We start from the raw sequence: 21,491 nt of genomic DNA, 5'->3' as shown, positions 1-21,491 counted from the left end.
CATGAGCACCAGCAAGCCGATCTTCGTCTTCTCCACTCCACCGACACCCAATGGCGATCTGCATCTCGGGCACCTGTCGGGCCCGTACCTCGGCGCCGACGCGTTCGTCCGGTTCCAGCGGATGAACGGCGCGGAGGCCTGGCATCTGACCGGGAGCGACGACTACCAGAGCTATGTGGTCGACCGGGCCCGGCGCGACGGGCGTAGTCCGGCCGAGACCGCGGCGCACTACAGCGCGGAGATCGCCGAGACGCTCGCGCTCATGGACATCCGGCCTGACCAGTACACGGTGACCAATACCGCCGACGCTTATCGCGAAGGGCTCCAGGCGTTCTTTTCCAGGCTGGCCGCGTCGGGGAAGGTCGACCCGGCCGCGAACGAGGCGCTGTTCGACGCTGTGACCGGCGAATATCTCTACGAGGTTGATGTCTCTGGGGGTTGCCCGACGTGCCGCGCGCCTGCCGGCGGCAACATCTGTGAGGAGTGCGGGGAGCCCAACTTCTGCGCCGATCTCGTGGACCCGCGCTCTGGGCGGTCCGATACGCCGCCCCGGCAAGGCTCTCAGCTTCGTTACTCGCTACCGCTGCACGAGTTCGCGGACGCGGTCGCCGAGCATCACGCGAGAGGTCGCGTTCCCGTGCGGCTCAAGGAGTTGGCCGAACGGCTGTTCCGGAGAGAGCGGATGGATGTGCCCATCACCCATCCGTCCGCCTGGGGCGTGCCACCTGTGGAGACGGGCGTGAACGGGCAGGTCATCTGGGTATGGCCGGAGATGTCGTACGGCTTCCTGTACGGCATCCAGTCCCTCGGCGCACGGCTCGGACGGAACGGATGGCACGCGGACGCACCTTCCCCCGACTGGAAGATCGTCCACTTCTTCGGCTACGACAACAGCTTCTACCACGCGATTCTCTATCCGGTGCTGTACCGGCTGGCCCATCCCGAGTGGTCGCCCGACATCGACTACCACGTCAACGAGTTCTACCTCCTGGAAGGGGAGAAGTTCTCGACCAGCAGGCGCCACGCGATCTGGGGCAAGGACATCCTCGGCCCGGACACCGTGGACGCGGTGCGGTTCTTCCTCTCCCGCTCCCGTCCCGAAGGCCGCCGCACCAACTTCTCGCGTGAGGCGTACGAGACCGCCCTGCGTGACGACCTGGTCGGCACCTGGCAACACTGGCTGAACGATCTCGGAGCGCGGGTCGACAAGCTGTACGGGGGTCTCGCTCCGGCACCAGGCACATGGACCCCTGAGCACCATGCCTTCCGAGCCCGGCTCGGCGAACGGCTCACGGGAGTGACCGGCGGCCTCAGCCCGGACGGCTTCTCACTCAACCGGGCGGCCGGCGAGTTGCACCGCCTTGTCGAGGACGCCCGGCGGTTCGCGCGCGAAGAGGGCTCGATCGCAGGAAGCACCCGATGGGCCGACCAGACCCGAACGGCGATCGCGCTCGAACTGGCCGCCGCCAACCTGCTCGCGCACTGTGCGGCACCCGTCATGCCGCGCTTCTCAGAACGACTCGCCGCGTCACTCGGCATCGCGGCGCCCACAGAGTGGCCGCAACAGATACCCCTCCTGCCTCCGGAAACCCGACTAGACCTCGCCCGTCAGACCTTCTTCGGCGCCGAAGCACCCAAGGTCGGCGCCCAAGCGGCGGGGGCTGACGCACCTCTGCTTCCGTGGCTTCGAGACCTACTCCGGACGACACTCCAACTCCCCGAGCAGGCGGCACTGGACGATCGGCCGCTGAACGAACTCGGGCTCGAATCGCTGCAAACGGTCGCCTTGCAGTACCAGATCCTCGAAGAGCTCGGAGTCGACATCAGCGGCGAGGAGCTCATGAGCGCCGCTGACGTGACCGCGCTGGCCGCCCTGCTGGACGACAGAGCGGAGGCGATGCGGATATGAGCCCCATCCAGGCGCCGGCGCCCGGTCTTCTGGAGGAGATCGAGTCGCGTGGGCTGCGCATCACCGCGACCGGTTCCGACCTGCGCCTCCAAGGCCCGCGTGAACGCATGGACCCGGAGCTGATCGGACGCATCAAGGCCAACAAGGCCGCGCTCATCTCGCACCTGGCCGCTGTGGCCGAGGCAGAGGAGCGGCGCTTCCCGCTCACCCAGCTCCAGCGCGTCTATCTCCTCGGCCGCGACGACATCTTCGAGATGGGAAACGTCGCCAACCACGTCTACCAGGAGCTCGAAGGCCATTGGGACCTCGATCGTTTGGAGACGGCTCTCGCGGCGGTCGTTCGGCGCCACGGCATGTTGCGCACCACGTTCACGGCGGACGGGCAGATCGAGGAGAAGAAAGCGTCAAGCCGCGTCCACGTCCAGATTGCTCGTCATGACCTGCGCAATCTGGCGGAGAAGGAGCAGCAGCGCCGCCTCCTCCAACTTCGCGACGAGCTCTCACACCGCAAGCTGCCGCTCGACCGCGCGCCCCTCATCGCGGCCGACGTGACGATCCTCGCCGACGACCGGATGGTGCTCCACATCAGCAACGACGGCCTGGTGATGGACGGCATCAGCGCGATGTTGTTCATGCGCGAGTGGTGGGACACCTACAACGGCGAGCCCACCGAGCACGAGGCCGCCCCATTCGAGGCGTACATCAAGGCCGTTGAGACCGCGCGCACCCGGCCGCCCGCCGAGCGGTCACGCGCGTACTGGTACGAACGCCTTGACGATCTGCCTGCGCACCCAGATCTTCCGCTCCGGACGAGCCCGGCCGAGCTCGGCACACCCACCTTCGTTCCGCGCACCGTACGGCTGGACGAAGCGTCCTGGAAGCGCCTGAAAGCACACGCCGTCCAGCGTGGCCTCACTCCGTCCGGTCTCCTCCTCGCCGCGTACGCCGAAACGCTCGCCGCGTGGGGTGCCGGGTCTCATTTCACCGTCACCACCACGGTCGCGGACCGGCCGCCGATCCACCCCCACATCCTCGACACGATCGGGGCCTTCTCGGACACGCTGCTCGTTGAGATCGCCCTGGACCACGAGCTTGCCTTCGCCGACAGGGCCCAGGCCATCCAGGCCAGGCTGCGCCGGGACCTCGACCACCGGCACTTCTCCGGCATCGAGGTGATGCGGGAGATCGGCAGGCGCTACGGCCCTGTCCAGGCACGGATGCCGTTCACGTTCAACAGCGCCATCGGCTACCCCTACAAGGATCTCGACGGCTCGGCGTTCGAGCTCTTCGGCCCGCGCGTCCACACCGTCAGCCAGACGCCGCAGGTCTGGGTGAACGTCTTCGCGTTCGAGCAGCACGGCGGTCTCGTCGTTCAGATCGACGGCGTAGACGACCTCTTCCCCGAGAACCTCCTTGCCGACCTCGTGCAGGGTTACGAGACCCTTCTGCGCAGGCTCCTTGACGCCGACGCATGGGCGGCGACCACGTTCGACCTGCTGCCGCCCGCCCAGCGCGCCCGCCGCGCCGAGGCCAACGCGACGGCCGTCGAGCCCTCCGACGAGATGCTCCCCGACGCCTTCCTGGCCCAGGCCGAACGAACCCCCGACGCTCCCGCGATCATCACCTCCCGGCAGACCCTCACCTACGGTGAACTCCTCGCGCATGCCCGCCATGGCGCCGCCTGGCTCCGGCAAAGAGGCGTCGAACGGGACGAGCTCGTCGGCCTGGTCATGACGCGAGGTCCCGAGCAGATCATCGGAATCCTGGCCACCGTGATGGCCGGGGCGGCCTACCTCCCCGTTGACGCCGCCCTTCCAGAGCAGCGCCGGACGTACATGCTCCAAGACGGCCGCGTGCGCCTCGTTCTCACCAACGCGACCACGACCACGACGGCTGAGACGCTCACGCTCGACGCCTCACAGCCACCCCCACCTGCCGAGGCCGACGTCGAACGACAACCCGACAGATCCCCGGATGACTTGGCCTATGTGCTCTACACCTCCGGGACGACCGGTGACCCCAAGGGCGTCATGGTCAGCCACCGGAGCGTCGTCAACGTGGTGACCGACTGCAACACCAGATTCCAGATCGGCCCGGACGATCGCTTCTTCGGTATCAGCGCGTTCAACTTCGACCTGTCCGTCTACGACGTGTTCGGGGCCCTCAGCGCCGGCGCGGCGATCGTGCTGCCCGATCACGACCGCGCCATCGACGCGTCCCACTGGCTGGAGCTGTGCGGCAAGGCGGGCGTCACGGTCTGGAACTCGGTCCCGGCGATCGTCTCGCTCCTCCACGACCAGGCGGTCACCAGCGACGACTCCGGCCCCCGGCTCGCGTCCCTACGCCTGATCATGATGAGCGGCGACCGTATCCCGCCGGCCCTCCCGGCCGCGCTCCGGGCACTGAAGGGCGACCTCACCCTGGTCTCGCTCGGCGGCCCGACCGAGACCACGATCTGGAACATCCTGCATCCCATAGGCCCCGAAGACGACGGCAGCGCGAGCATCCCGTACGGCAGGCCCAACACCGGCAACCGTGCCTACGTTCTCGATCCGCAACGCGGCCAGAACATGCCCGACTGGGTCACCGGTGAGATCTACGCGGCCGGGGTCGGCCTGGCGCGCGGCTACTGGCGAGACGAGGCCCGCACGGCCGAACGGTTCACCTGGGACGACCGCCTGAACGAACGGCTCTACCGCACCGGAGACCTCGGCCGCCATCTGCCCAGCGGCGAGATCGAGATCGTCGGGCGCGCCGACCACCAGATCAAGGTGAACGGGCACCGCATCGAGGCGGGCGAGGTGGAGACCCGGCTGGCGGCGATCGAGGGCGTTCACCAGGCCGTCGTCGTACGCCAGGAGGCCTCGCGCGGCGACCGCCTCGTGGCCCACCTGACCGCCGGAGCAGGCGGAACAGCCGGAACAGCCGAACGGCCATCGGACTCGGACCTCACCAAGGCTCTGCGCCTGCACCTGCCCGACTACATGATCCCGTCCGCGTACGTGTGGCATGAGGATCTCCCGCTGACACGCAACGGCAAGGTCGACCGGGGCCGCCTGATCACGACGGCCTCCGCCGCCGCGCCGGTGACGGCGGCGGGCGGCGACGCTCCGTCCTCAGACCTGGAGAAGCAGATCACCGCGCTCTGGGCGACGGTCCTGGAACGCGCCGACGTGCCTCCCGACCTTCCGTTCGGTGACCTCGGCGGGGACTCGATCGCCGCCGCCACCATCGCGACCGGCGTGCGCAAGCGCTACGGGATCACCATCCCGCTGCACCGCCTCCCCGAGGTCGCCACGGTCCGTGCGATGGCGTCCTACATCGAACGGGAGGGGGCGTGATGGAGTCGGTCATCAACACGATCGTGGCGAGGCCGCCCGCCCCCGGGCACCGGCTTCGCGTCGTCGGCCTCGACGGCTCGGAGAGCATCGACCTCTCCGAGCTCCACGCGCAGGCAGGACGTCTGGCCGCCCACCTCCACTCCCAGGGCGTGGAACGCGGCGACAGGATCGGCATCCTCGCGGCCAACAGCCTCGAATGGGTGCTTCTCGACCTCGCGGCCCTGCGCCTGGGGGTCGTGACCGCCGGCTTCGAGCCCGGCAAGTTCGAGGCGAGCGACGAGCTCCTCACCCGCTACGACCTGAAGCACCTCATCACGGATCGTTCAGCCAAGGAGATCCGCCACCTCGCCGAAACCGGAACCGAGACCCCAGCCGCTCTGCCGCCACCGCCCTGCTACGAACCCACCGACACAACGACGCTCAAGTTCACGTCCGGCAGCACCGGCCGTCCCAAAGGCCTCGCCGCCAGCGTCGGCAGCATCGACTCGTCCCTCCGAGCCGTCCAGGAGATGTTCCAGCACGGGCCGGACGACGACCTCTTCGTCTTCCTTCCCCTCTCCCTCCTCCAGCAGCGCTACTGGATCTACTCGGCGCTCCGGTACGGCCACGACGTCACAGTCAGCACCTACGAAGCCGCCTTCCTGGCCATGCGGCAAACACAGCCGACCGTGGTCATGGGAGTCCCCGGCTTCTACGAGTCCGCAAAGAAGCACATCGAGGCCCGGGCCGCAGCATCCAACCGCCCCCTCGAACAAGAAGCGCGGAAGCTCTTCGGCGACCGCATCCGCTACCTCTGGACCGGTTCCGCGCCCGCGTCGGCGGCCATGCTCCGCTTCTTCACCACCGCCGGCCTGCCGATCTACGAGGGCTACGGCCTGAACGAGACGTGCATCGTCAGCAAGAACCACCCCGGCGCCCACCGCGAAGGCAGTGTCGGCCGCGTTCTCCCCGGCAAGCACGTCCTGATCGACCCGGACACCAACGCCGTCAGCGTTCGCAGCGACTTCCCCGTCAACACCCGCTACGCCTACGCCCAACCCGGCGAATCAGAGCGCATGTTCGCCCCCGACGGCACCGTCCGCACGGGCGACGTCGGACACATCGACGACGACGGTTTCCTCTACATCCACGGCCGCGCCGACGACACGATCGTTCTCGACAACGGCAAGAAGGTCGTCGTGCGCCCCATCGAGGAGGCCATGAAGGCCAGCCCGGCCATCGCCGAATGCGTCGTCTTCTGCCCCGGCCAGACCAAGCTCGTCGCGGTCGTCTCCCCATCCCACGAACCACCCGACCACGAGGCCATCGCGGTCCATCTCGCGCAGACCAACGCCACCCTCGAACGTGACGAGCGGATCCACAAGGTCGTCGTCGCGTCACCGCCGTTCAGCATCGAGGGCGACACGCTCACCTCGCAGTTCAAGCCCAAACGCAGCCGGATCCTCGATCTCCACCGCGCCGAGATCCACGACAGCGACAGGGGAATCCATGCCTGACCATGCTGAGGTCGAGCACCTCAAGATCGAGGAGGCGGCGCGCCGTAACCTCGCGCCGCTGCTCGATCCGCAGATCACACCAGAGGCGCTCGACCTGGACCGCGACCTCGCCGGCGACTACGGGCTGACCTCCCTCAACAAGGTCCTCTTCCTCACCGCCGTCTGCGAGGACACCGGGGTCGCGCTGTCCCGCTTCACCGAACGCGACGTGGCACGCATGCGTACGCTGCGCGATGTCACCGCGCTCCTCTCCCCGGACGCCGAAACCGCCGAAACCGCCGAAACCGCCGAAACCGCCGACGCCGCCGAAAGTGAGCCCGCCCGATGAGCAAGGCCGAGAGCTGGGCCGACCTGGCCCCCGCCACCCTGGAGAACGAACACGTCCTGCTGCGGCCGATCGAGCCCACCGACCGTGCCGAGATCCACAAGATCGCGATGGACCCGCACATCTGGCGGTACTTCGTCAGCAGGGTGGAGACCGACGCGGACTTCGAAGCGTTCTTCGATGCGACTTTGGCCGATCACGCCGCCGGGCGCCGCGTCGTCTTCGTGGTCACCGAGAAACGTTCAGGCCGTGTCGCGGGCAGCATGAGCTTCGGCAACCTCGCCGAAGCCGACCGCCGCATCGAGATCGGCTGGTCGTGGCTCGGCCGGGACTTCCGGGGCCAGGGCATCAACCGCTGGGCCAAGTACCTCCTCATGGAGCACGCGTTCGAGACGCTCGGCGCCGAACGGGTCGAGTTCAAGACCGACGTGCTGAACGAGCAGGCGCGCCGTGGCCTGCGCAACATCGGCGCCACCGAAGAGGGAACGCTCCGCAGCTTCAACCCCATGCCCGGCGGACGCCGCCGCGACGCCGTCTTCTACAGCGTGCTGCGCGCGGAATGGCCGAATGTGAAGGAGCAACTGGCCGCCCACCCGAAGGTGCGCCTGTGACGCAGATCGACCTCATCCACCTCTCCGGCGACCCCACCGAGCTCGGTCGCCGGCACGGTGCCGCGCGCTCACACCAGCTGCGCGCCTTCCTGGATGACTCGCTCGGCAGGCTCAACCACCTCCTGGACGAGCCGGTCTCGCTCGGAGCGCTACGCCCTACGATCAACGCGCACCGCGAAGCCATCACCCACCAGACCCCCGACCTGGCCGCTGAAATCAATGGGCTCGCCGACGGCGCCGGAATCTCCCCGGACGAGGCGACGCTGTTGCAGATCCGGCGCGAGGTCATGGGCTACCGCAGAGTGCCGACCCGCGGCGACTGCACGACGTACGCCCGCGCGGGCGAGGTCGTCGCCCAGACGGTCGACCTGAACGGCAACCTGGACGACCAGATCGCAGTCCTCGATGTGACGCCCACCGGTTCCGGTCGCCGCTCGCTGCTCCTCAGTTTCGCCGGGCTGCTCGGCTATCTCGGGATGAACGCAGGCGGCCTGGCGATCGGCCTCAACCTCGTCCTCGGCGGCCGGTGGCGCCCCGGCCTTCCGCCCTACCTGGCGATCCGTCACCTGCTGGACAACGCCGCGGACGTCGACGAGGCACTCAAGCTCCTGTCCGGTCTCCGGCTGACGAGCTCCCGCAGCCTCACTCTCTGCTCGCCTGGCAAGGCCGCGTACGTCGAGATCCTCGGCGACGAAACACGCGTCGTGGAAGGCGCCCAGACCGTCCACACCAACCACTACCTGCATCCGGACTTCGTCCCGCACGACGAGCTGAACGTCTTCGCCCGCAACTCCTCGCAACGACGGCTCGACACCTGCTTGACGAAACTGGCCGACGTGCCACCCGCCGCTGATGCCGAGGAGCACCTCGACCTTCTGTCCTCGCCACCCATCTGCGTTCCGGACGACGGCGACATCCGCCTGGAACGCACCGTCGCCGCAGTGGTCATGCGTCCCGACCAGGGACGGATGTACATCCGTCCCGGCGACCCGTCCCGTTCCCCGACCCATGTCTTCACACTGCGCTAGGGAGGGAGGCCGAGCGATGAGTGCCGAACCGGCGGTCGAGCGACCCCTGCTCGCAAGGTCGCCGCTCGACGAGGTGGAACGGGATCTGCTCCAGGCCCGCACCCTCGTCGAGGCGGCCATGTCCGAACATCGCCGCAGGCTCGCGGCGGCCGCGCTGGTCGATCTGACAGAGGAGAGCGACCCGGCCGGTGACACGCTCCGCACGCTGGCGGCCTCGGCCCGGGACGAGCTCGTCCTGGTGATGGCGGCCGGAGGTTGGGCGGCCGAGGTCCTGCCGGAGCTGGGCAACCTGCTCAAGGCGGGCGTGCGGGTCCGCATGCTCTGCGCGAAGGACGCCGTGCGCGCTCCCTGGGGCTCCCGCCTGATCGACAAGGCGCTGGCGTACGGCGTGCAGGTCAGGGTGGCCGAGACGGCACTCCAGGAGCTGGTCCTCGTGGACGAGCAGCTCGCAGCCGTCCGCACCGGCCCGCACGCCCTCCTCGTCCGTGCCCCGGCGATGTTGCGTGCCTTGCGTGGACTGTTCTCCGGTGCCTGGGAGTCGGCCAGTCCGGCCGACGACCGCCGATTGGGCGAGGATGACGGCTTGGACGGGCTCCAACTGCGCATACTCGCCCTCCTCAGCGCGGGTTACAAGGACGACGCCGCGGCCCGGCAGCTCGGCCTCTCAGTCCGTACCTACCGCCGCCACGTCGCGGACATCATGCGGGACGTCGGGGCGGCGTCGCGCTTTCAAGCGGGGGCCCGCGCCGCCGAGCTCGGCCTGCTGCCCCGCGGCGCCGGGAGCGCGCGGGGAGCCGGGAGCTCCCGCGGCGCTGACAGCGGCGGTCAGCCGAGTATGCCGCCGTCGATCTGGAAGACGGCCCCGGTGATGTAGGAAGCGCGGTCCGAGGCCAGGAACCCGACCAGATCCGCCACCTCCTCGGGGCGTCCCATCCGGCCGAGCGGCACCCGGGCCAGGGCCTGTTCACGCACGGACTCCGGCAGCTCGGACGTCATGTCCGTCTCGATGAATCCCGGTGCGACGACGTTCGCCCGGATGCCGTAACGGCCGACCTCCTTGGCGAGCGCGCGGGTGAAGCCGATGATCCCCGCCTTGGACGCCGAGTAGTTGGTCTGCGTGGCGTTCCCCTGCACGCCGGCCGCCGACGACAGCGTGATCATCGAGCCGGACTTGCGTTTCATCATCTCGAAGACGGCGGCGCGGCAGACGCTGTACGTGCCGTTGAGATTGACGTCCAGCACCTGCCCCCAGTCGTCCGCGCCCATCATCGCCAGGGGCCGGTCGCGGACGATCCCCGCCGAGGTGATCACGGTGTCGATGGGCCCCAGTTCGTCGCGTACGGCCTTGAACAACTCGGTCACAGCACCCGGGTCGGTGACGTCCGCCTGCTGCGAGAACACCCGCGAACCGGACTCCGCGGCCTTCTTCTCGACCTCTCTGGCGGCCTCGGCCCCCGAGCGATAGCAGAACGCCACGTCGTGGCCGTCCTCGGCGAGCCGCCGCACGATCGCGGCCCCGATGCCCCGGGATCCTCCGCTCACCAGCGCCACACCGCTCATCGCGTTCCCTCTCCAGTGAGGCGCAGCAACGCGCACCCGACGACCCCGTCCCGGTCCACGGCGGTCACCAGCGCCGTGCCATCGCGCCTTTCCGCCTCCGCGAGGGCGAGCACCGTGGCGATCCCGAACGCCGACGACGCGGCGAAGGTGTCACCGACCAGGTCGGTGACGCACAGCCGCTTGGCGGGGATGCCGTCGAGGTCTTCGCCTTCGCCGCCCGACCCGACGATGAGCCAGAGGCTTTCGGGCTCCGCGTCCGACGACGCGAACGCACGGTCGACGCAACGACGCAGCACGCCACCGGCCTGGGTGAGGTCGCTGCACACTCCGAATTCGACGGCCAAGACCTCGGCCTGCCCCGGCCCGTCCCGTTCGAGCAGGAACATCGCGCAACCCTCACTCAGAGGCGACGACGCGTCCTTCAGCTCCAGCCAGGACCGTTCCTCCGTCAACTCCTCGGTCGCCCCGCAGAGCACGGCGCCGGTGGCCCGGCCGGAGCGATGGAGCCGCCGCGCGTAGTTGAGGGCCAGCAGCCCGGTCGCGCGCCCTCCCGAGACCGTCGCGTTCGGGCCCTTCAGCGTGTGCCAGATCGCGCACTGGGCGGCCGCGCAGTTGAGGACCGCGTTCGGGAACCGCCCCGCGTCGACGTAGAAGGGCTTCTCCTCCGTGAGCGTGTCACGGGCGAAGTCCATGCTGCTCTTCACGCTGCTGACGTTCGTGCCGAGGACAAGAGCCGTCTCGTCGCCAAGTCCCTCGACCAGCGGCTTCGCGGTGGCGACGGCGAGCGCCGTCACGCGGTCCATGGTGCGGGTGCCCTTCCGCCCGAGCACCTCGCGGGTGTCAAAGCCTGGCACGGCGCAGTCCGCGGGCCGCCGGCCACCCTGGACGCCCTCCGCGAAGGCGACCGCGTCGAGTCCGAACGGGGAGATCGCCGACCAGGCCGAGATCATCGTGGTCACGTCGCCACCGCCTCCGCTTCGTACCGTCCCAGGAGGAGGATCGCGTTGTTGCCGCCAAACGCCAGCGCGTTGTTCTGCACGACCCGCAGATCGGCGGGAACGGCGTGGTTGGGCACGCAGTCCAGGCCGCACTCGGGATCGGTCTCGACATGGTTGATCGTCGGCGGGATGAAGCCCTCGGTGAGCGCGACCACGCATCCGATCGCGGCCAGGGCGCTCGCGGCGCCCAGGGTGTGGCCGAGCATCGACTTCATCGACACCGTGCGCGGCGGGCTCTCCTCCCCGAACACCTCCTTGACGGCGCGGGCCTCGGCGATGTCGTTCGCCTTGGTCGCGGTGCCGTGCGCCGAGATGAAGCCGACCTCCTCGGGCTTGACCGCGGCGTTCTTCAGCGCGAGCCGCATGCAGCGCGCGACGCTGCCTGCGTCGGGCGCGACCGGATGGGCGGCGTCGCAGTTGAGCCCGTATCCGAGCACCTCCGCGAGGATCGGCGCGCCTCGTTCCCGCGCCGAGTCCAGGTCTTCCAGGAGCATCACGCCGGCGCCCTCGCCGGTCAGCATGCCGCGGCGGCCACGGTCGAACGGCTGGCAGCGCTCCGGCGCCATCGCACCGAGCCGGTAGAAACCCGCGAACGTCTTGCGGCACAACGCGTCAGCGCCTCCGCACAGCGCGAAGCCGGCCTCGCCCGCCCGTACGACGTCGTAGCCGTAGCCGATCGCATAGTTGCCGGCCGCGCAGGCCGTCGGGATCGTGACCGCCTCGACGTCGGTCAGGCCGAGCTCGTGGGCGATCGAGACCGACAGCCTGCCCGCGTTGATCCGCCGGACGACCGCCGGGTCCAGCCCGGCCGGCCCGTCGGCCAGTTCCTGGGCGACGAGCGTGTCGATATCGCGTGACTCACCCATGGTGCTGCCGATCGCGACGAGTCCGCGCCGCTCCCGCAGGTCTGGGGCGCCCGCGTGCTCCACGGCCATCCGTGCCGCCGCGACCGCGAGAGCGCTCGTACGCCCCACGCCCGCCGGCTCTTCGAAGTCGGGCACCTCGCACGCGATGTCGTGCTCGAATCCGGTGGTGTCGAAGCTCCGGGCGGGCGCGGCGCCGCTCCGCCCGGACCGCAGCCCGCCGGTGAACGCCGCCACGCCGATGCCGATCGGCGACACGACGCCCAGCCCGGTCACGGCCACCCGGCGGGTCATGACGCCCGCTCGGTCGCCCGCTCCCATCCCGCCACCTCGGCCACCACGGCGTACACGCCGCTCAGGTTGACCATGCGGATCAGTTCGGCCTCGTCGATCACGACGCCGTACTCCTTCTCCAGCAGCGCCAGGATCTCGATGGTCCCCATCGAGTCCGCGCCGTGGTCCTCCTTGAAGAGGCTGTCGTCGGTGACCTCGTCCGGGTCAAGTTCGAGAATCTCGCACACGATGTCCCGCATCTTCGCCATGCGGTCCTCAGCGGCAGTGGTCATGGCCGCAACGTAAGCGCGGGGACGCGGCCGTCCAACGCGTCTTGCCACTACCTGACAGGCGTTACAGGTTCCTGCCACACCCCCGGAGAAGACCCGCGACCCGGGGTTAACGTGCAGCGACTCGTGACGACAGAGGACCAGAGGACTGGTGAGAGCCCTATGACTCAGAACTCCCCGTCAGAGGCATGGGCGGCGCGCGCGGCGATCGCGGCCGCCGCCGTCACGATGGTGCTCTGGGCTTCGGCCTTCGTGTCCATCCGCAGTGCGGCCCCGCACTTCTCGCCGGGCGCGCTCGCGCTGGGCCGGTTGCTCGTCGGCGTGGCCGTGCTGGCCGCCATCATGGGACTGCGCCGCGAAGGACTGCCGCCCAGGGGCGCCTGGCCGGGCATCGTGATCTCCGGGCTGCTGTGGTTCGGCCTCTACATGGTCGCCCTGAACTGGGGTGAGGAGGAGGTCGACGCGGGAACGGCCGCCCTGCTGATCGGCATCGGCCCCATCCTGATCGCGCTGCTGAGCGGCTACCTCCTCAAGGAGGGCTTCCCCTCCCGGTTGCTGGCCGGGATGGCGGTGTCGTTCGCGGGGGCGGCGGTGGTCGGGTTCGCGACCGCCGACTCCGGCGACGAGTCCTCGGTGGTCGGCGTGCTGCTCTGCCTGGTCGCGGCGCTCGGGTTCGCCGGGGGAGTGGTGAGCCAGAAGTACGCGCTCAAGCACGCCACGCCCTTGCAGGCCACGACCTTCGGCTGCGCGGTCGCGACCGTCGCTACGCTGCCGTTCTCCTACCAGCTGGTGAACGAGGTGGCGGACGCCCCGGCGCAGGCGACGCTGAACATGATCTATCTGGGTGCGTTCCCGACGGCGCTCGCGTTCACCACCTGGGCGTACGCGCTGTCGAAGCTCAGCGCGGGCAGCCTGAGCTCCACCACCTACGCGGTGCCCGCACTCGCGATCGGGATCTCCTGGATCTTCCTCGGCGAGGTGCCCACGCTGCTGGCCTTCCTCGGCGGTCTGCTCTGCCTGGCCGGCGTGGCGGTCTCCCGGAGCAAGCCCCGCTCCCGCGCCGCCGTGCCCTCGGCCCCGGCCGCAGGCACACCCACTGACGCCGATGCCGCGCCCGCTCCGGCGACGGGTCAGAGGTGACGCCGGAGATGGCGGACGATCGCTGGTTGCTGGAACCGGAGGCGGCGGGACCGCCTCCGGTGCGGGTCTACTGCTTCCCGCCCGCGGGCGGTGATCCGCGGGCCTTCCTGGAATGGCAGCCGCTCCTCGGCGCCGACGCGCAGATCACGGCGATCTGCCTGCCGGGACGCTGGCACCGGGCCGAGGAGCCCCCGCCGGCCTCGCTCGCCGCCATCGCCGACACGGTCGCGGCAGTGATCACAGAGACGGGTGACCGGCCGTATCTCCTCTTCGGCCACAGCATGGGCGCGATCATGGCGTTCGAGGTGGCGCGCCGCCTGAGCGCGGACGGTGATGGCGGCTCCGGAAGCCTGCGGCATCTGGTCGTGTCCGGGTGCACCGCGCCGCGTCACAACCCCTCCGCGTACATCACCTGGTCCGACGGCAATCACGGCCAGGCGTTCGCCGAGGCGGCGGCGGAGTTCCTGGGGTTGCCGGCGGAGTTCAGCACGGCGGACCGGGAGGTACAGGATCTGCTGCTCGCCGACCTCCGTGACGACGTGCGGATCTTCGCGGGCTACCGCTACGCGGCCGCGCCGCCGCTGACCGTGCCCATCTCGGTGATCTGCGGCCGGGACGACCCGCACGTCGACCGCGCGGGCGTCGAGGACTGGCGGCACGAGAGCCAGGAGGGCGCGCGCCTGCACTGGCCCGAAGGCGACCACTTCTACCTTGACCGGGATCCGGTCAAGGTGCTGGACGTGCTGCGCCCGCTCACCGTCGCCGAACACATCGAAGTGATCTAGCCATGACGGGGTTCCAGCGATGACGGGCGTGGCCGTTCAGCTCCGGGCACCTCGCTACGTCCTGGGGGAGTACGACGAGGATCACGCCACCATCCCCAACCTGGCGGAACGGATCGCGGAGTTCCGCATCCTGCCGAAGCCGGGCTTCTGGGGCTGGGGCAACATCCGCCGGACCGAGAAGGGCGTCGCGGCGATGGCCGTCGAGACCGGGACGGCGACCCTGCGCGCCGCCGGGCTCGACCCGGCCGCCGTGGACGCGCTCGTGCTCTGCTCGACCCGGCTCCCGGCCGACACCCGGGACCACGGGCACTTCGTACAGACGATCATGACCGGCATCGGGCTGGACAACGCCGACTTCACCGGCGTGACGCTGGGCCGGTGCGTGAACCTCCTCGCCGCCCTCCAGGTCGCGGAGGCCATGGTCGCCGGCGGCCGGCACCGGCGGGTGCTGGTCATCACCGCCGACCGCGCCGAGGAGAACGACCGGGTCGAGAAGTTCGCGCTCTTCAGCGACGGCGCCGCGAGCTGCCTGGTGATGGACGCCCGGGAGAGCGGCGCGTGCGCGGGCGCGGATGGCGAGATGGTCTTCGAGATGGCGGGGTGCGCGGCGGTGCACGACATCCACCGGCTCGACTGGTCGAACGAGATCGACTCCGACCTCTCCCGCGAGGTGAACGAGCGGGTGCTCAAGCCGCGCGGCCTGACGGCGGAGGACGTGGCGGGGCTGTGCCACTCCAACATCTTCCGGCCCATCGTCACGTTGAAGGAGATGCAGGCGGGCTTCGTGCCCGCGCAGCTCTACACCGGCAACATCGAGCGGATCGGGCACTGCTTCGCGGCGGACCCGATCATCAACCTGGTGGACCGGGCTGCGGCTGAGCCGCTGACACCCGGCGGCCACTACCTCCTGGCGGCGAGCGTTCCCGGCTCGCGCATCGGTGTCCTGCTCCGCGCCGTCACCCCTTGAGCAACATCACCTTTGAGCAACATCACCCTTTGATCGGAGGACTCACGATGTCGCTCCCCACCTTCCGGTTGCCGGACCTGCTCACCTCGTCGCCCTTGACGACGTTCGAGTTCAGCCCTGGAGCCGCGGCCGAGGCCGGCGCCTTCCTGGACGCCGGGCCCGAGGCGACCTTTCACCGGCTGCTGCGCGACCAGGAGTCGGAGGCGATGTTGCTGGCGGCCCGCCGCATCCTGCATGCTTTCCTGCCGCTGCCCGAAGGGATCTCCGGCAGTCAGAACGTGGACGCGGACGGCATCGCAGCGGAGGTGCGAGCCGTACGCGACGAACTGCAGCCGGTTCTCAACGCCTTCACCGAACTCGCCCCCGGCCTCCGCGAGGCGGTGCTGCGCCAGCGTGCTCCCATCGGCCTCGTCGGCGGCTGCTGGCTCGACACGCTCTCCCAGCCCGCGACGCAGCCGTCCGTCATCGTCAACCGACTCTTCCAGCAGCATTTCGAGCTGCGAGGCGAAGGAAAACCTGGCCGTTCCGTCCACCGGCGCCGCCGCCGGGCCCTGGAGAACGCCGGGGTCCACCTGCCTGCCCTCACGGCGGCCGATTTCCTCGACAAGGCGCAGACACGCCCGTTGACGACCCTCCACGCGAACTTCTACGTCGCGCTGGGACGGCTCCCGGCGAGCTTCATGCCCGAGGTCGTCGGCGTCCACTACGCCTTCCACGCCCTCGGCACCGACGACGACCTCAACGGCATGGCCGCCCCGCTGCCGGAGGCCAGGCTCCGCGACGTCCTCGCCGAGTACCTCGATCTGACCCGCGAGTCCCCGCAGGGCCCGGCCGAACGGGCCCGGCTGCTCGCGGCCGTGCGCCGCGTCCTCGATCTGGAGCGCGAGCACGTGGCCATGCTCGGCGAGCTCGCCCGCTGGCGTGCCGGGTTGTCGCTGGACGCGCAGGTCGCCGAGATCATCGCGCGGCACGCCCCGTTCGCGGGACGGCTCCACCGGGACATCCGCGTCGCGGGGCGCCCGCTCACCGAGACCTTCGCCGCCTCCGACTTCGACGCCGCGGACTTCCTCACCCGCTTCCGGCGCACGCCCTACCTCAAGCCTCGGCCGGGAGGAGGGTGCCGTTTCCTGGACGCGATCAAGTTCGGCGGCCCGATGTTCGCGATCTTCGATGAGCACGAGTCCGCCGTGCTCACCTCCTGGATCGCGGAGGTCCATGCCGCCGGAGGCGGCCGGTGGCCGGTAGCCGAAGGTGACCTGCCGCCCGTCGAGATGCCGGTCAACCGGGTCGGCGACGTTCAAGCCGACCGGTGGCGCACGGCCACCGAGGCCAGCGCGCCGCCCGATGTCGTCCACGCCGAGCTCCCGGAGATCGACGACCGCGAGTTCCTCTACCGCCTCGTCAACATCGAGCACTTCCCGAACACCCTGGCCAAGGCCAAGGAGCGCGCTCTCGCGGGGTTCGCCGACGGGGACGTCCTCCTCATCCACGGCGCCGGGGGCCGCTACACCGACGCGAGCCAGTTCGACTACACGCCTGACGCCCTCCGCGAAAGGGTCGAGGCGATCTACTGGGACAAGCTCGTCAACCCGTACGAGCCGCTCCCCGAGATCCCCGATCGCGAGCAGGTCGTCTTCCACCAGAAGACGATGGCGCTCGGCAATCTGATCGAGGCCGCGTGGGCGCATCGCTGCGGCAACACCGGCCACGACCTGCGGCGCAGCGACGAGCTCATGTTCGCGATCTATGCCGACGAGATGGGCCGCGGCGAGGTCCGCAAAAACCACATCACGCTGATCCACCAGGTCCTGGAGAGCATGTCGATCGACCTGCCGCACGTCCGGGACGCCGCGTTCAAGGAGCAGGAGGAACTCCCCGACAGCCACTACTTCTTCGCGATCGACCAGCTCTGCCTGGGGCTGTTCCCGGACTCGTTCTACTGCGAGATCCTCGGCTACAACCTCGCGATCGAGATGTACGGGCTCGGCGAGCTGCGCATGCACGAGATCGAGAAGCTCGGCGCGCACGGCTTCGACATCGCCTACGAGGAAGCCCATCTGTCCATCGACAACGTCTCGACCGGCCACACGCGCCAGGCCGTGGACGTGATCACGACCTATCTGGACGAGGTGGAACGCGATCACGGGGCCGCCGCCGCAGAGGAGGAATGGCGGCGGATCTGGCGCGGGTACGCCTCGTTCGCCTTCTTCACCGAGCATCAGCTCATCGCCTCGCTGCGCGAGAACGCCGAAGCGGAACTGGTGATCTGATGACGTTCCCCTTCGACGAAGAGATCCTGTCCCTTCCGTTCTACGAGGAACGGCACCGGACGCTGGCCGGGGAGATCGCCGCCTGGACCGCGGCGCACTCCGGTCTCTGGACGGACGCCGAGGCTGAAGACGAACCGGAGAAGACGGAGCTGAGCATCATCAGGGCGCTCGGCGAGGACGGCTGGTTCGCCTTCCTGAACGAGGGCCTGAACGAGAGCCCTGACAAGAGTGTGACCCCGGACTTTCGATCGCTCTGCCTTCGCCGCGAAGGGCTCGCCTACGCTGACGACCTCGCTGACTACGCGTTCTCCATCCAGGCCCTCGCCGCGATGCCGATCCTCCGCCACGCATCGGCCGAGCAGCGTGTGCGCTACTTGCCGGGTCTGGCCGGCGGCTCGCAGGTGGCCGCGTTCGCGCTGTCCGAGGAGCAGGCCGGCTCGGACGTCGCGGCGCTCCAGCTGCGCGCCGAACGTGCGGGCGACGGATACGTCCTCAACGGCAGCAAGGCCTGGGTCGCCAACGGCGGGATCGCCGACCTCTACACCGTGATCGCCCGTACCGGCGAAGGCCCGGGCGCCCTCGGCCTGACGGCCTTCCTCGTGCCCGCGACGACGCCCGGCCTCCAGGTCCATGACCGCATCCAGACGATCGCCCCGCGCGCGTTCGCGCACCTGACCTTCGAGGAGTGCAGGCTCCCCGCGGACAGCGTGCTCGGCCGTCCCGGCCACGGCTTCGTGGTCGCGGTGGAGGTGCTCGACCGCTTCCGGATGACCGTGGGGGCCGCCGCGCTGGGCTTCGCCCGCCGAGCCATGGACGCCGCGCTGGGGCGGGCCGCGCAGCGCCCGATCTACGACGGCCGCCTGATCGACCTGCCGACCGTGCGGGCCACGCTGGCCGACATGGAGGTCCAGCTCAACGCCGCCGCGCTGCTCGTCGCCCGCGCCGCCTGGGAGCTGGACGAGGGACGCCGCCGGTTCGCCAGGCATTCGAGCATCGCGAAGCTCTACGCCACCGAGGCCGCTCAAGATATCGTGGACGCCGCCGTGCAGATCCACGGCGCGGCGGGACTGGTCGCGGACTCGCCGACAGGACGGCTCTACCGGCAGATCCGCTCGTTGCGCATCTACGAAGGGACGTCGGAGATCCAGCGAACGGTCATCGCCCAGTCACTGGATCTCACTCGCGCCGATCGGAGGGCGCCATCGGCCTCGTCATGAGCGAGGTGGTCCACCGGCCGGGTCAGGCGGGCTTCGCGGAGGCGATCCAAAGTATGTCGGGGAAGTAACAATTGCCCGACCTACCTCGATTCTCCCTGCGTGTCGCAAAGGTCGGGAGTAATGTCCCGCTACTGATGTGATCCAGGTCATACCGCTCACATCGCCTTTTTGATCTTTCGCCGGGGACACGAGGGCCGGATGACCAGACGAGCGCATTCGATCCAAACAAAGATCATCATTCTGCTGATCGCGCCGATCACGGCGCTGGTCGTGCTCTGGGCCTACGCCGCGACGGTCACGCTCCGGGACAGCCTGCGGCTGGTGCGGGCCGAGACGTTCGACAGCAAGGTGGTCACGCCCACGACCGAGCTGATCGCCGCGCTGCAGGACGAACGGCGGATGTCGGTGGCGCACCTCGGCGACGACGCCACGATCGGCCGGGCCGGGCTGGACGCGCAACGCGCCAAGACCAACCGCGTCGCGGCCGTCTTCCGCGCCTCGGCGCGCGACGGGGACGTCCGCGGCGCCACCACGGCCGACGCCTGGCGGCAGATGGCCACGGTCGTGCGGCTGCTCGGGCAGCTCGACGACCTGCGCACGTTCGTCGACAAGGACGACATCGACCGTACGCAGACCCTCGGGCGCTTCAACGAGATGATCGACCAGGCCTCGGTGATCTTCGACGAGGTGTATCCGGACGATCGTGAGCTCGTCCGCGACGCGCGTGTGCTGGTCGCCATGGATCGTGCCCGTGAGAATCTCGCGCGCGAGGACGCGCTGGTGACCGGGGCGCTCGCCGCGGGCAAGCTGGCCGACGTCGAGTACCTGCAGTTCATGCGGACGGTCGGCGCGCACCGCTTCATGTTCGAGGAGGCCGCGCGGTCGCTGCCCCCCGAGGCACAGCTCCGCTACCGGCAGATCGTCACGGGCAAGGAGCACGCGCGCTTCCGGCAGCTCGAGGACCGCCTGATGACGCTGGGGCGCACCGGCAAGCGCCCGCCCGTGGACGCCGGCGAGTGGCGTACGACCACCGAGTCCGTCAGCGCGCAGCTCGCCGGCCTCACCTCGGACCTGCGCGCCCGCAACACGCACGAGGCCAGCCACCAGGCGGCCGGTGTGCTCATCCGGCTCGCGCTGGCGGGCGGCCTGGGGCTGCTCGCGATCGCCATCTCGCTCGTCGTCGCGTTCCGCGTCGGCCGCCGGCTGATCCGCGAGAGCCGCAACGTCGCCGCCTCGATGCACGCGTTCACCAGCGAACGGCTCCCGCGCATCAGCGAGCTCGCGCGCACCGGCCAGGAGGTCACCGACGACGCGCCCGCCGCCGACTTCACGATCAGCGAGATCAACCAGATCGACGCGGCGTTCACCGAGGCCCGCCGCGCGGTCGTGCGGGCGGGCGCCAGCGAGGCGATGGCGCACCAGCGGCTCGGCGAGATCCTGATCAACCTGGCCCGCCGCAACCAGGCGCTCCTGCAGCGGCTGCTCGGCATGCTCGAGACCATGCAGCGGCACGTGGAGGACCCCGACCAGCTGGAACGGCTGTACGAGCTGGACCACATCGCGACCCGCATGCGCCGCCACGCCGAGGGCCTGGTCATCCTGTCGGGGCGGCCCGCCGGGCGGACCTGGCGCCGGCCCGTCCGCCTCATCGACGTGGCCCGCGCCGCGACCGCCGAGGTCGAGGACTACACGCGCGTCGAGGTGGTCGCGATGCCGCGCCTGGCCATCCACGGCCGGGCCGTCGCCGACGTCATCCACCTGCTCGCCGAACTGATCGAGAACGCGCTGTCGTTCTCGCCGTCGGAGACGATGGTGCGGGTGACCGGCCAGCCCGCCGCCCACGGGTTCGTCTTCGAGATCGAGGACCGCGGCCTCGGCATCCCGCCCGAGACCCTGGTCGAGATCAACGAACGGCTGCGCAAACCCTCGGTGCTCGACTTCCAGGACAGCGCCCGCCTGGGCTTCTCCGTGGTGACCCGGCTCGCCGAACGGCACGACATCAAGGTCACGCTGCGCGGCTCGCCGTACGGGGGCGTGCTCGCCATCGTCCTGATCCCCAGCAACCTGCTGGCCGAGACCACCGCCGGAGCGCTGCCCGGCGGCCCGCAGGCGCCCGAAGCGGTCCCCGCGCCGCCTCCCGCGACCACGACCGCCACCGTCGTCGCCCATCCGGCGACGCTCGGCACCGCCCCGCCCGAGGGCTCCGCGGCCTCGCTCCCGAGCCGCCGGCGGCAGGCGAACCTCGCCCCCCAGCTCCGCCGGGACGCCAAGGCCGAGACACAGGCCGGTGACACACCACCGTCCCCGGAACGATCCCGGGCGCTCATGACGGCCATGCAGCAAGGCTGGCAGCGCGGCCGGGCCGAGCCCGGCCGGCCCCCGGCCGAGGACGGGACGACGAACGATGGATGAGCGGCG

General features: G+C 69.9%; 17 protein-coding genes. 13 read left to right on the top strand and 4 right to left on the bottom strand.

The annotated features are described in order from the left end of the window. The first annotated feature begins 1 nt into the window (after position 1). From F8566_RS47610 to F8566_RS47580, 7 genes are read left to right on the top strand one after another with little or no spacing between them, the layout of a single operon-like run. Positions 2-1,909 carry a class I tRNA ligase family protein gene (locus tag F8566_RS47610; RefSeq protein ID WP_151570742.1) on the top strand — a complete coding sequence of 636 codons (1,908 nt, stop codon included), beginning with the start codon at positions 2-4 and terminating at the stop codon, positions 1,907-1,909. Then, positions 1,906-5,250 carry a non-ribosomal peptide synthetase gene (locus tag F8566_RS47605; protein ID WP_151570740.1) on the top strand — a complete coding sequence of 1,115 codons (3,345 nt, stop codon included), beginning with the start codon at positions 1,906-1,908 and terminating at the stop codon, positions 5,248-5,250. The genes F8566_RS47610 and F8566_RS47605 overlap by 4 nt, the downstream gene beginning before the upstream one ends. Beyond that, a complete protein-coding gene (locus tag F8566_RS47600) occupies positions 5,250-6,746 on the top strand; it encodes an AMP-binding protein (RefSeq protein WP_151570738.1) in 1,497 nt (498 codons plus the stop codon). Before F8566_RS47605 ends, F8566_RS47600 begins: the two co-directional genes overlap by 1 nt. Further along, the gene (locus F8566_RS47595) at positions 6,739-7,074 is read left to right on the top strand and encodes a phosphopantetheine-binding protein (protein WP_151570736.1); all 336 of its coding nucleotides are present in this window, start codon (positions 6,739-6,741) and stop codon (positions 7,072-7,074) included. The genes F8566_RS47600 and F8566_RS47595 overlap by 8 nt, the downstream gene beginning before the upstream one ends. Then, positions 7,071-7,682, top strand: coding sequence for a GNAT family N-acetyltransferase (locus F8566_RS47590; RefSeq protein WP_151570734.1), 612 nt, complete (start codon positions 7,071-7,073; stop codon positions 7,680-7,682). Before F8566_RS47595 ends, F8566_RS47590 begins: the two co-directional genes overlap by 4 nt. Continuing rightward, positions 7,679-8,710 carry a C45 family autoproteolytic acyltransferase/hydolase gene (locus tag F8566_RS47585; RefSeq protein WP_225994191.1) on the top strand — a complete coding sequence of 344 codons (1,032 nt, stop codon included), beginning with the start codon at positions 7,679-7,681 and terminating at the stop codon, positions 8,708-8,710. Before F8566_RS47590 ends, F8566_RS47585 begins: the two co-directional genes overlap by 4 nt. 16 nt (positions 8,711-8,726) lie before the next feature. Continuing rightward, positions 8,727-9,584: a helix-turn-helix transcriptional regulator gene (locus F8566_RS47580; protein ID WP_151570731.1), complete on the top strand. Its 858-nt coding sequence runs from the start codon at positions 8,727-8,729 to the stop codon at positions 9,582-9,584. On the opposite strand, the gene fabG is transcribed toward F8566_RS47580, so the two are convergent. From fabG to F8566_RS47560, 4 genes are read right to left on the bottom strand one after another with little or no spacing between them, the layout of a single operon-like run. Continuing rightward, entirely contained in the window at positions 9,536-10,270 is a 735-nt protein-coding gene (gene fabG / locus F8566_RS47575; RefSeq protein ID WP_151570729.1) for a 3-oxoacyl-[acyl-carrier-protein] reductase, read from the bottom strand. The two genes, F8566_RS47580 and fabG, sit on opposite strands and share 49 nt — an antisense overlap. Then, positions 10,267-11,220, bottom strand: coding sequence for a beta-ketoacyl synthase N-terminal-like domain-containing protein (locus F8566_RS47570; protein WP_151570774.1), 954 nt, complete (start codon positions 11,218-11,220; stop codon positions 10,267-10,269). Before F8566_RS47570 ends, fabG begins: the two co-directional genes overlap by 4 nt. A 5-nt stretch (positions 11,221-11,225) precedes the next feature. Beyond that, positions 11,226-12,452: a beta-ketoacyl-[acyl-carrier-protein] synthase family protein gene (locus tag F8566_RS47565; RefSeq protein ID WP_151570727.1), complete on the bottom strand. Its 1,227-nt coding sequence runs from the start codon at positions 12,450-12,452 to the stop codon at positions 11,226-11,228. After that, positions 12,422-12,697, bottom strand: a complete 276-nt coding sequence (locus tag F8566_RS47560) for an acyl carrier protein (protein WP_151570725.1) — start codon at positions 12,695-12,697, stop codon at positions 12,422-12,424. The genes F8566_RS47565 and F8566_RS47560 overlap by 31 nt, the downstream gene beginning before the upstream one ends. A 159-nt stretch (positions 12,698-12,856) precedes the next feature. Between F8566_RS47560 and F8566_RS47555 the strand changes: the two genes are divergently transcribed. The 6 genes from F8566_RS47555 to F8566_RS47530 all read left to right on the top strand — a co-directional run bounded on the left by F8566_RS47555 (position 12,857) and on the right by F8566_RS47530 (position 21,485). Beyond that, positions 12,857-13,834, top strand: a complete 978-nt coding sequence (locus tag F8566_RS47555) for a DMT family transporter (RefSeq protein ID WP_192810263.1) — start codon at positions 12,857-12,859, stop codon at positions 13,832-13,834. A gap of 8 nt (positions 13,835-13,842) precedes the next feature. Beyond that, positions 13,843-14,619 carry a thioesterase II family protein gene (locus F8566_RS47550; RefSeq protein ID WP_151570723.1) on the top strand — a complete coding sequence of 259 codons (777 nt, stop codon included), beginning with the start codon at positions 13,843-13,845 and terminating at the stop codon, positions 14,617-14,619. Positions 14,620-14,638: 19 nt separating this feature from the next. Continuing rightward, on the top strand, positions 14,639-15,586 hold the full coding sequence (locus tag F8566_RS47545; RefSeq protein WP_151570721.1) for a beta-ketoacyl-[acyl-carrier-protein] synthase family protein: 948 nt from the start codon (positions 14,639-14,641) through the stop codon (positions 15,584-15,586). 47 nt (positions 15,587-15,633) lie between these two features. Beyond that, positions 15,634-17,856 (top strand): iron-containing redox enzyme family protein, encoded by a 2,223-nt coding sequence (locus F8566_RS47540; RefSeq protein ID WP_225994190.1) that lies wholly within the window; start codon positions 15,634-15,636, stop codon positions 17,854-17,856. Next, positions 17,856-19,073 carry an acyl-CoA dehydrogenase family protein gene (locus F8566_RS47535; protein WP_151570719.1) on the top strand — a complete coding sequence of 406 codons (1,218 nt, stop codon included), beginning with the start codon at positions 17,856-17,858 and terminating at the stop codon, positions 19,071-19,073. Before F8566_RS47540 ends, F8566_RS47535 begins: the two co-directional genes overlap by 1 nt. Positions 19,074-19,271: 198 nt before the next feature. After that, a complete protein-coding gene (locus F8566_RS47530; RefSeq protein WP_151570717.1) occupies positions 19,272-21,485 on the top strand; it encodes a sensor histidine kinase in 2,214 nt (737 codons plus the stop codon). Positions 21,486-21,491 lie beyond the last annotated feature (6 nt).

The organism is Actinomadura rudentiformis, from assembly GCF_008923185.1.
In the GTDB taxonomy this organism is placed as follows: Bacteria; Actinomycetota; Actinomycetes; order Streptosporangiales; family Streptosporangiaceae; genus Spirillospora; species Spirillospora rudentiformis.
Note: the sequence above shows the minus strand (reverse complement) of the source record. Positions and strands in the feature narration are given on the sequence as shown.

Bases quoted from the DNA above. Each gene is read 5' to 3' on its own strand.
- F8566_RS47540 (WP_225994190.1), top strand. From the start codon at position 15,634: ATGTCGCTCCCCACCTTCCGGTTGCCGGACCTGCTCACCTCGTCGCCC.
- F8566_RS47565 (WP_151570727.1), bottom strand. From the start codon at position 12,452: ATGGGAGCGGGCGACCGAGCGGGCGTCATGACCCGCCGGGTGGCCGTG.
- F8566_RS47560 (WP_151570725.1), bottom strand. From the start codon at position 12,697: ATGACCACTGCCGCTGAGGACCGCATGGCGAAGATGCGGGACATCGTG.
- F8566_RS47555 (WP_192810263.1), top strand. From the start codon at position 12,857: ATGACTCAGAACTCCCCGTCAGAGGCATGGGCGGCGCGCGCGGCGATC.
- F8566_RS47590 (WP_151570734.1), top strand. From the start codon at position 7,071: ATGAGCAAGGCCGAGAGCTGGGCCGACCTGGCCCCCGCCACCCTGGAG.
- F8566_RS47610 (WP_151570742.1), top strand. From the start codon at position 2: ATGAGCACCAGCAAGCCGATCTTCGTCTTCTCCACTCCACCGACACCC.
- F8566_RS47550 (WP_151570723.1), top strand. From the start codon at position 13,843: ATGGCGGACGATCGCTGGTTGCTGGAACCGGAGGCGGCGGGACCGCCT.
- F8566_RS47605 (WP_151570740.1), top strand. From the start codon at position 1,906: ATGAGCCCCATCCAGGCGCCGGCGCCCGGTCTTCTGGAGGAGATCGAG.
- F8566_RS47570 (WP_151570774.1), bottom strand. From the start codon at position 11,220: ATGATCTCGGCCTGGTCGGCGATCTCCCCGTTCGGACTCGACGCGGTC.
- F8566_RS47580 (WP_151570731.1), top strand. From the start codon at position 8,727: ATGAGTGCCGAACCGGCGGTCGAGCGACCCCTGCTCGCAAGGTCGCCG.
- F8566_RS47545 (WP_151570721.1), top strand. From the start codon at position 14,639: ATGACGGGCGTGGCCGTTCAGCTCCGGGCACCTCGCTACGTCCTGGGG.
- fabG (WP_151570729.1), bottom strand. From the start codon at position 10,270: ATGAGCGGTGTGGCGCTGGTGAGCGGAGGATCCCGGGGCATCGGGGCC.
- F8566_RS47535 (WP_151570719.1), top strand. From the start codon at position 17,856: ATGACGTTCCCCTTCGACGAAGAGATCCTGTCCCTTCCGTTCTACGAG.
- F8566_RS47600 (WP_151570738.1), top strand. From the start codon at position 5,250: ATGGAGTCGGTCATCAACACGATCGTGGCGAGGCCGCCCGCCCCCGGG.
- F8566_RS47595 (WP_151570736.1), top strand. From the start codon at position 6,739: ATGCCTGACCATGCTGAGGTCGAGCACCTCAAGATCGAGGAGGCGGCG.
- F8566_RS47530 (WP_151570717.1), top strand. From the start codon at position 19,272: ATGACCAGACGAGCGCATTCGATCCAAACAAAGATCATCATTCTGCTG.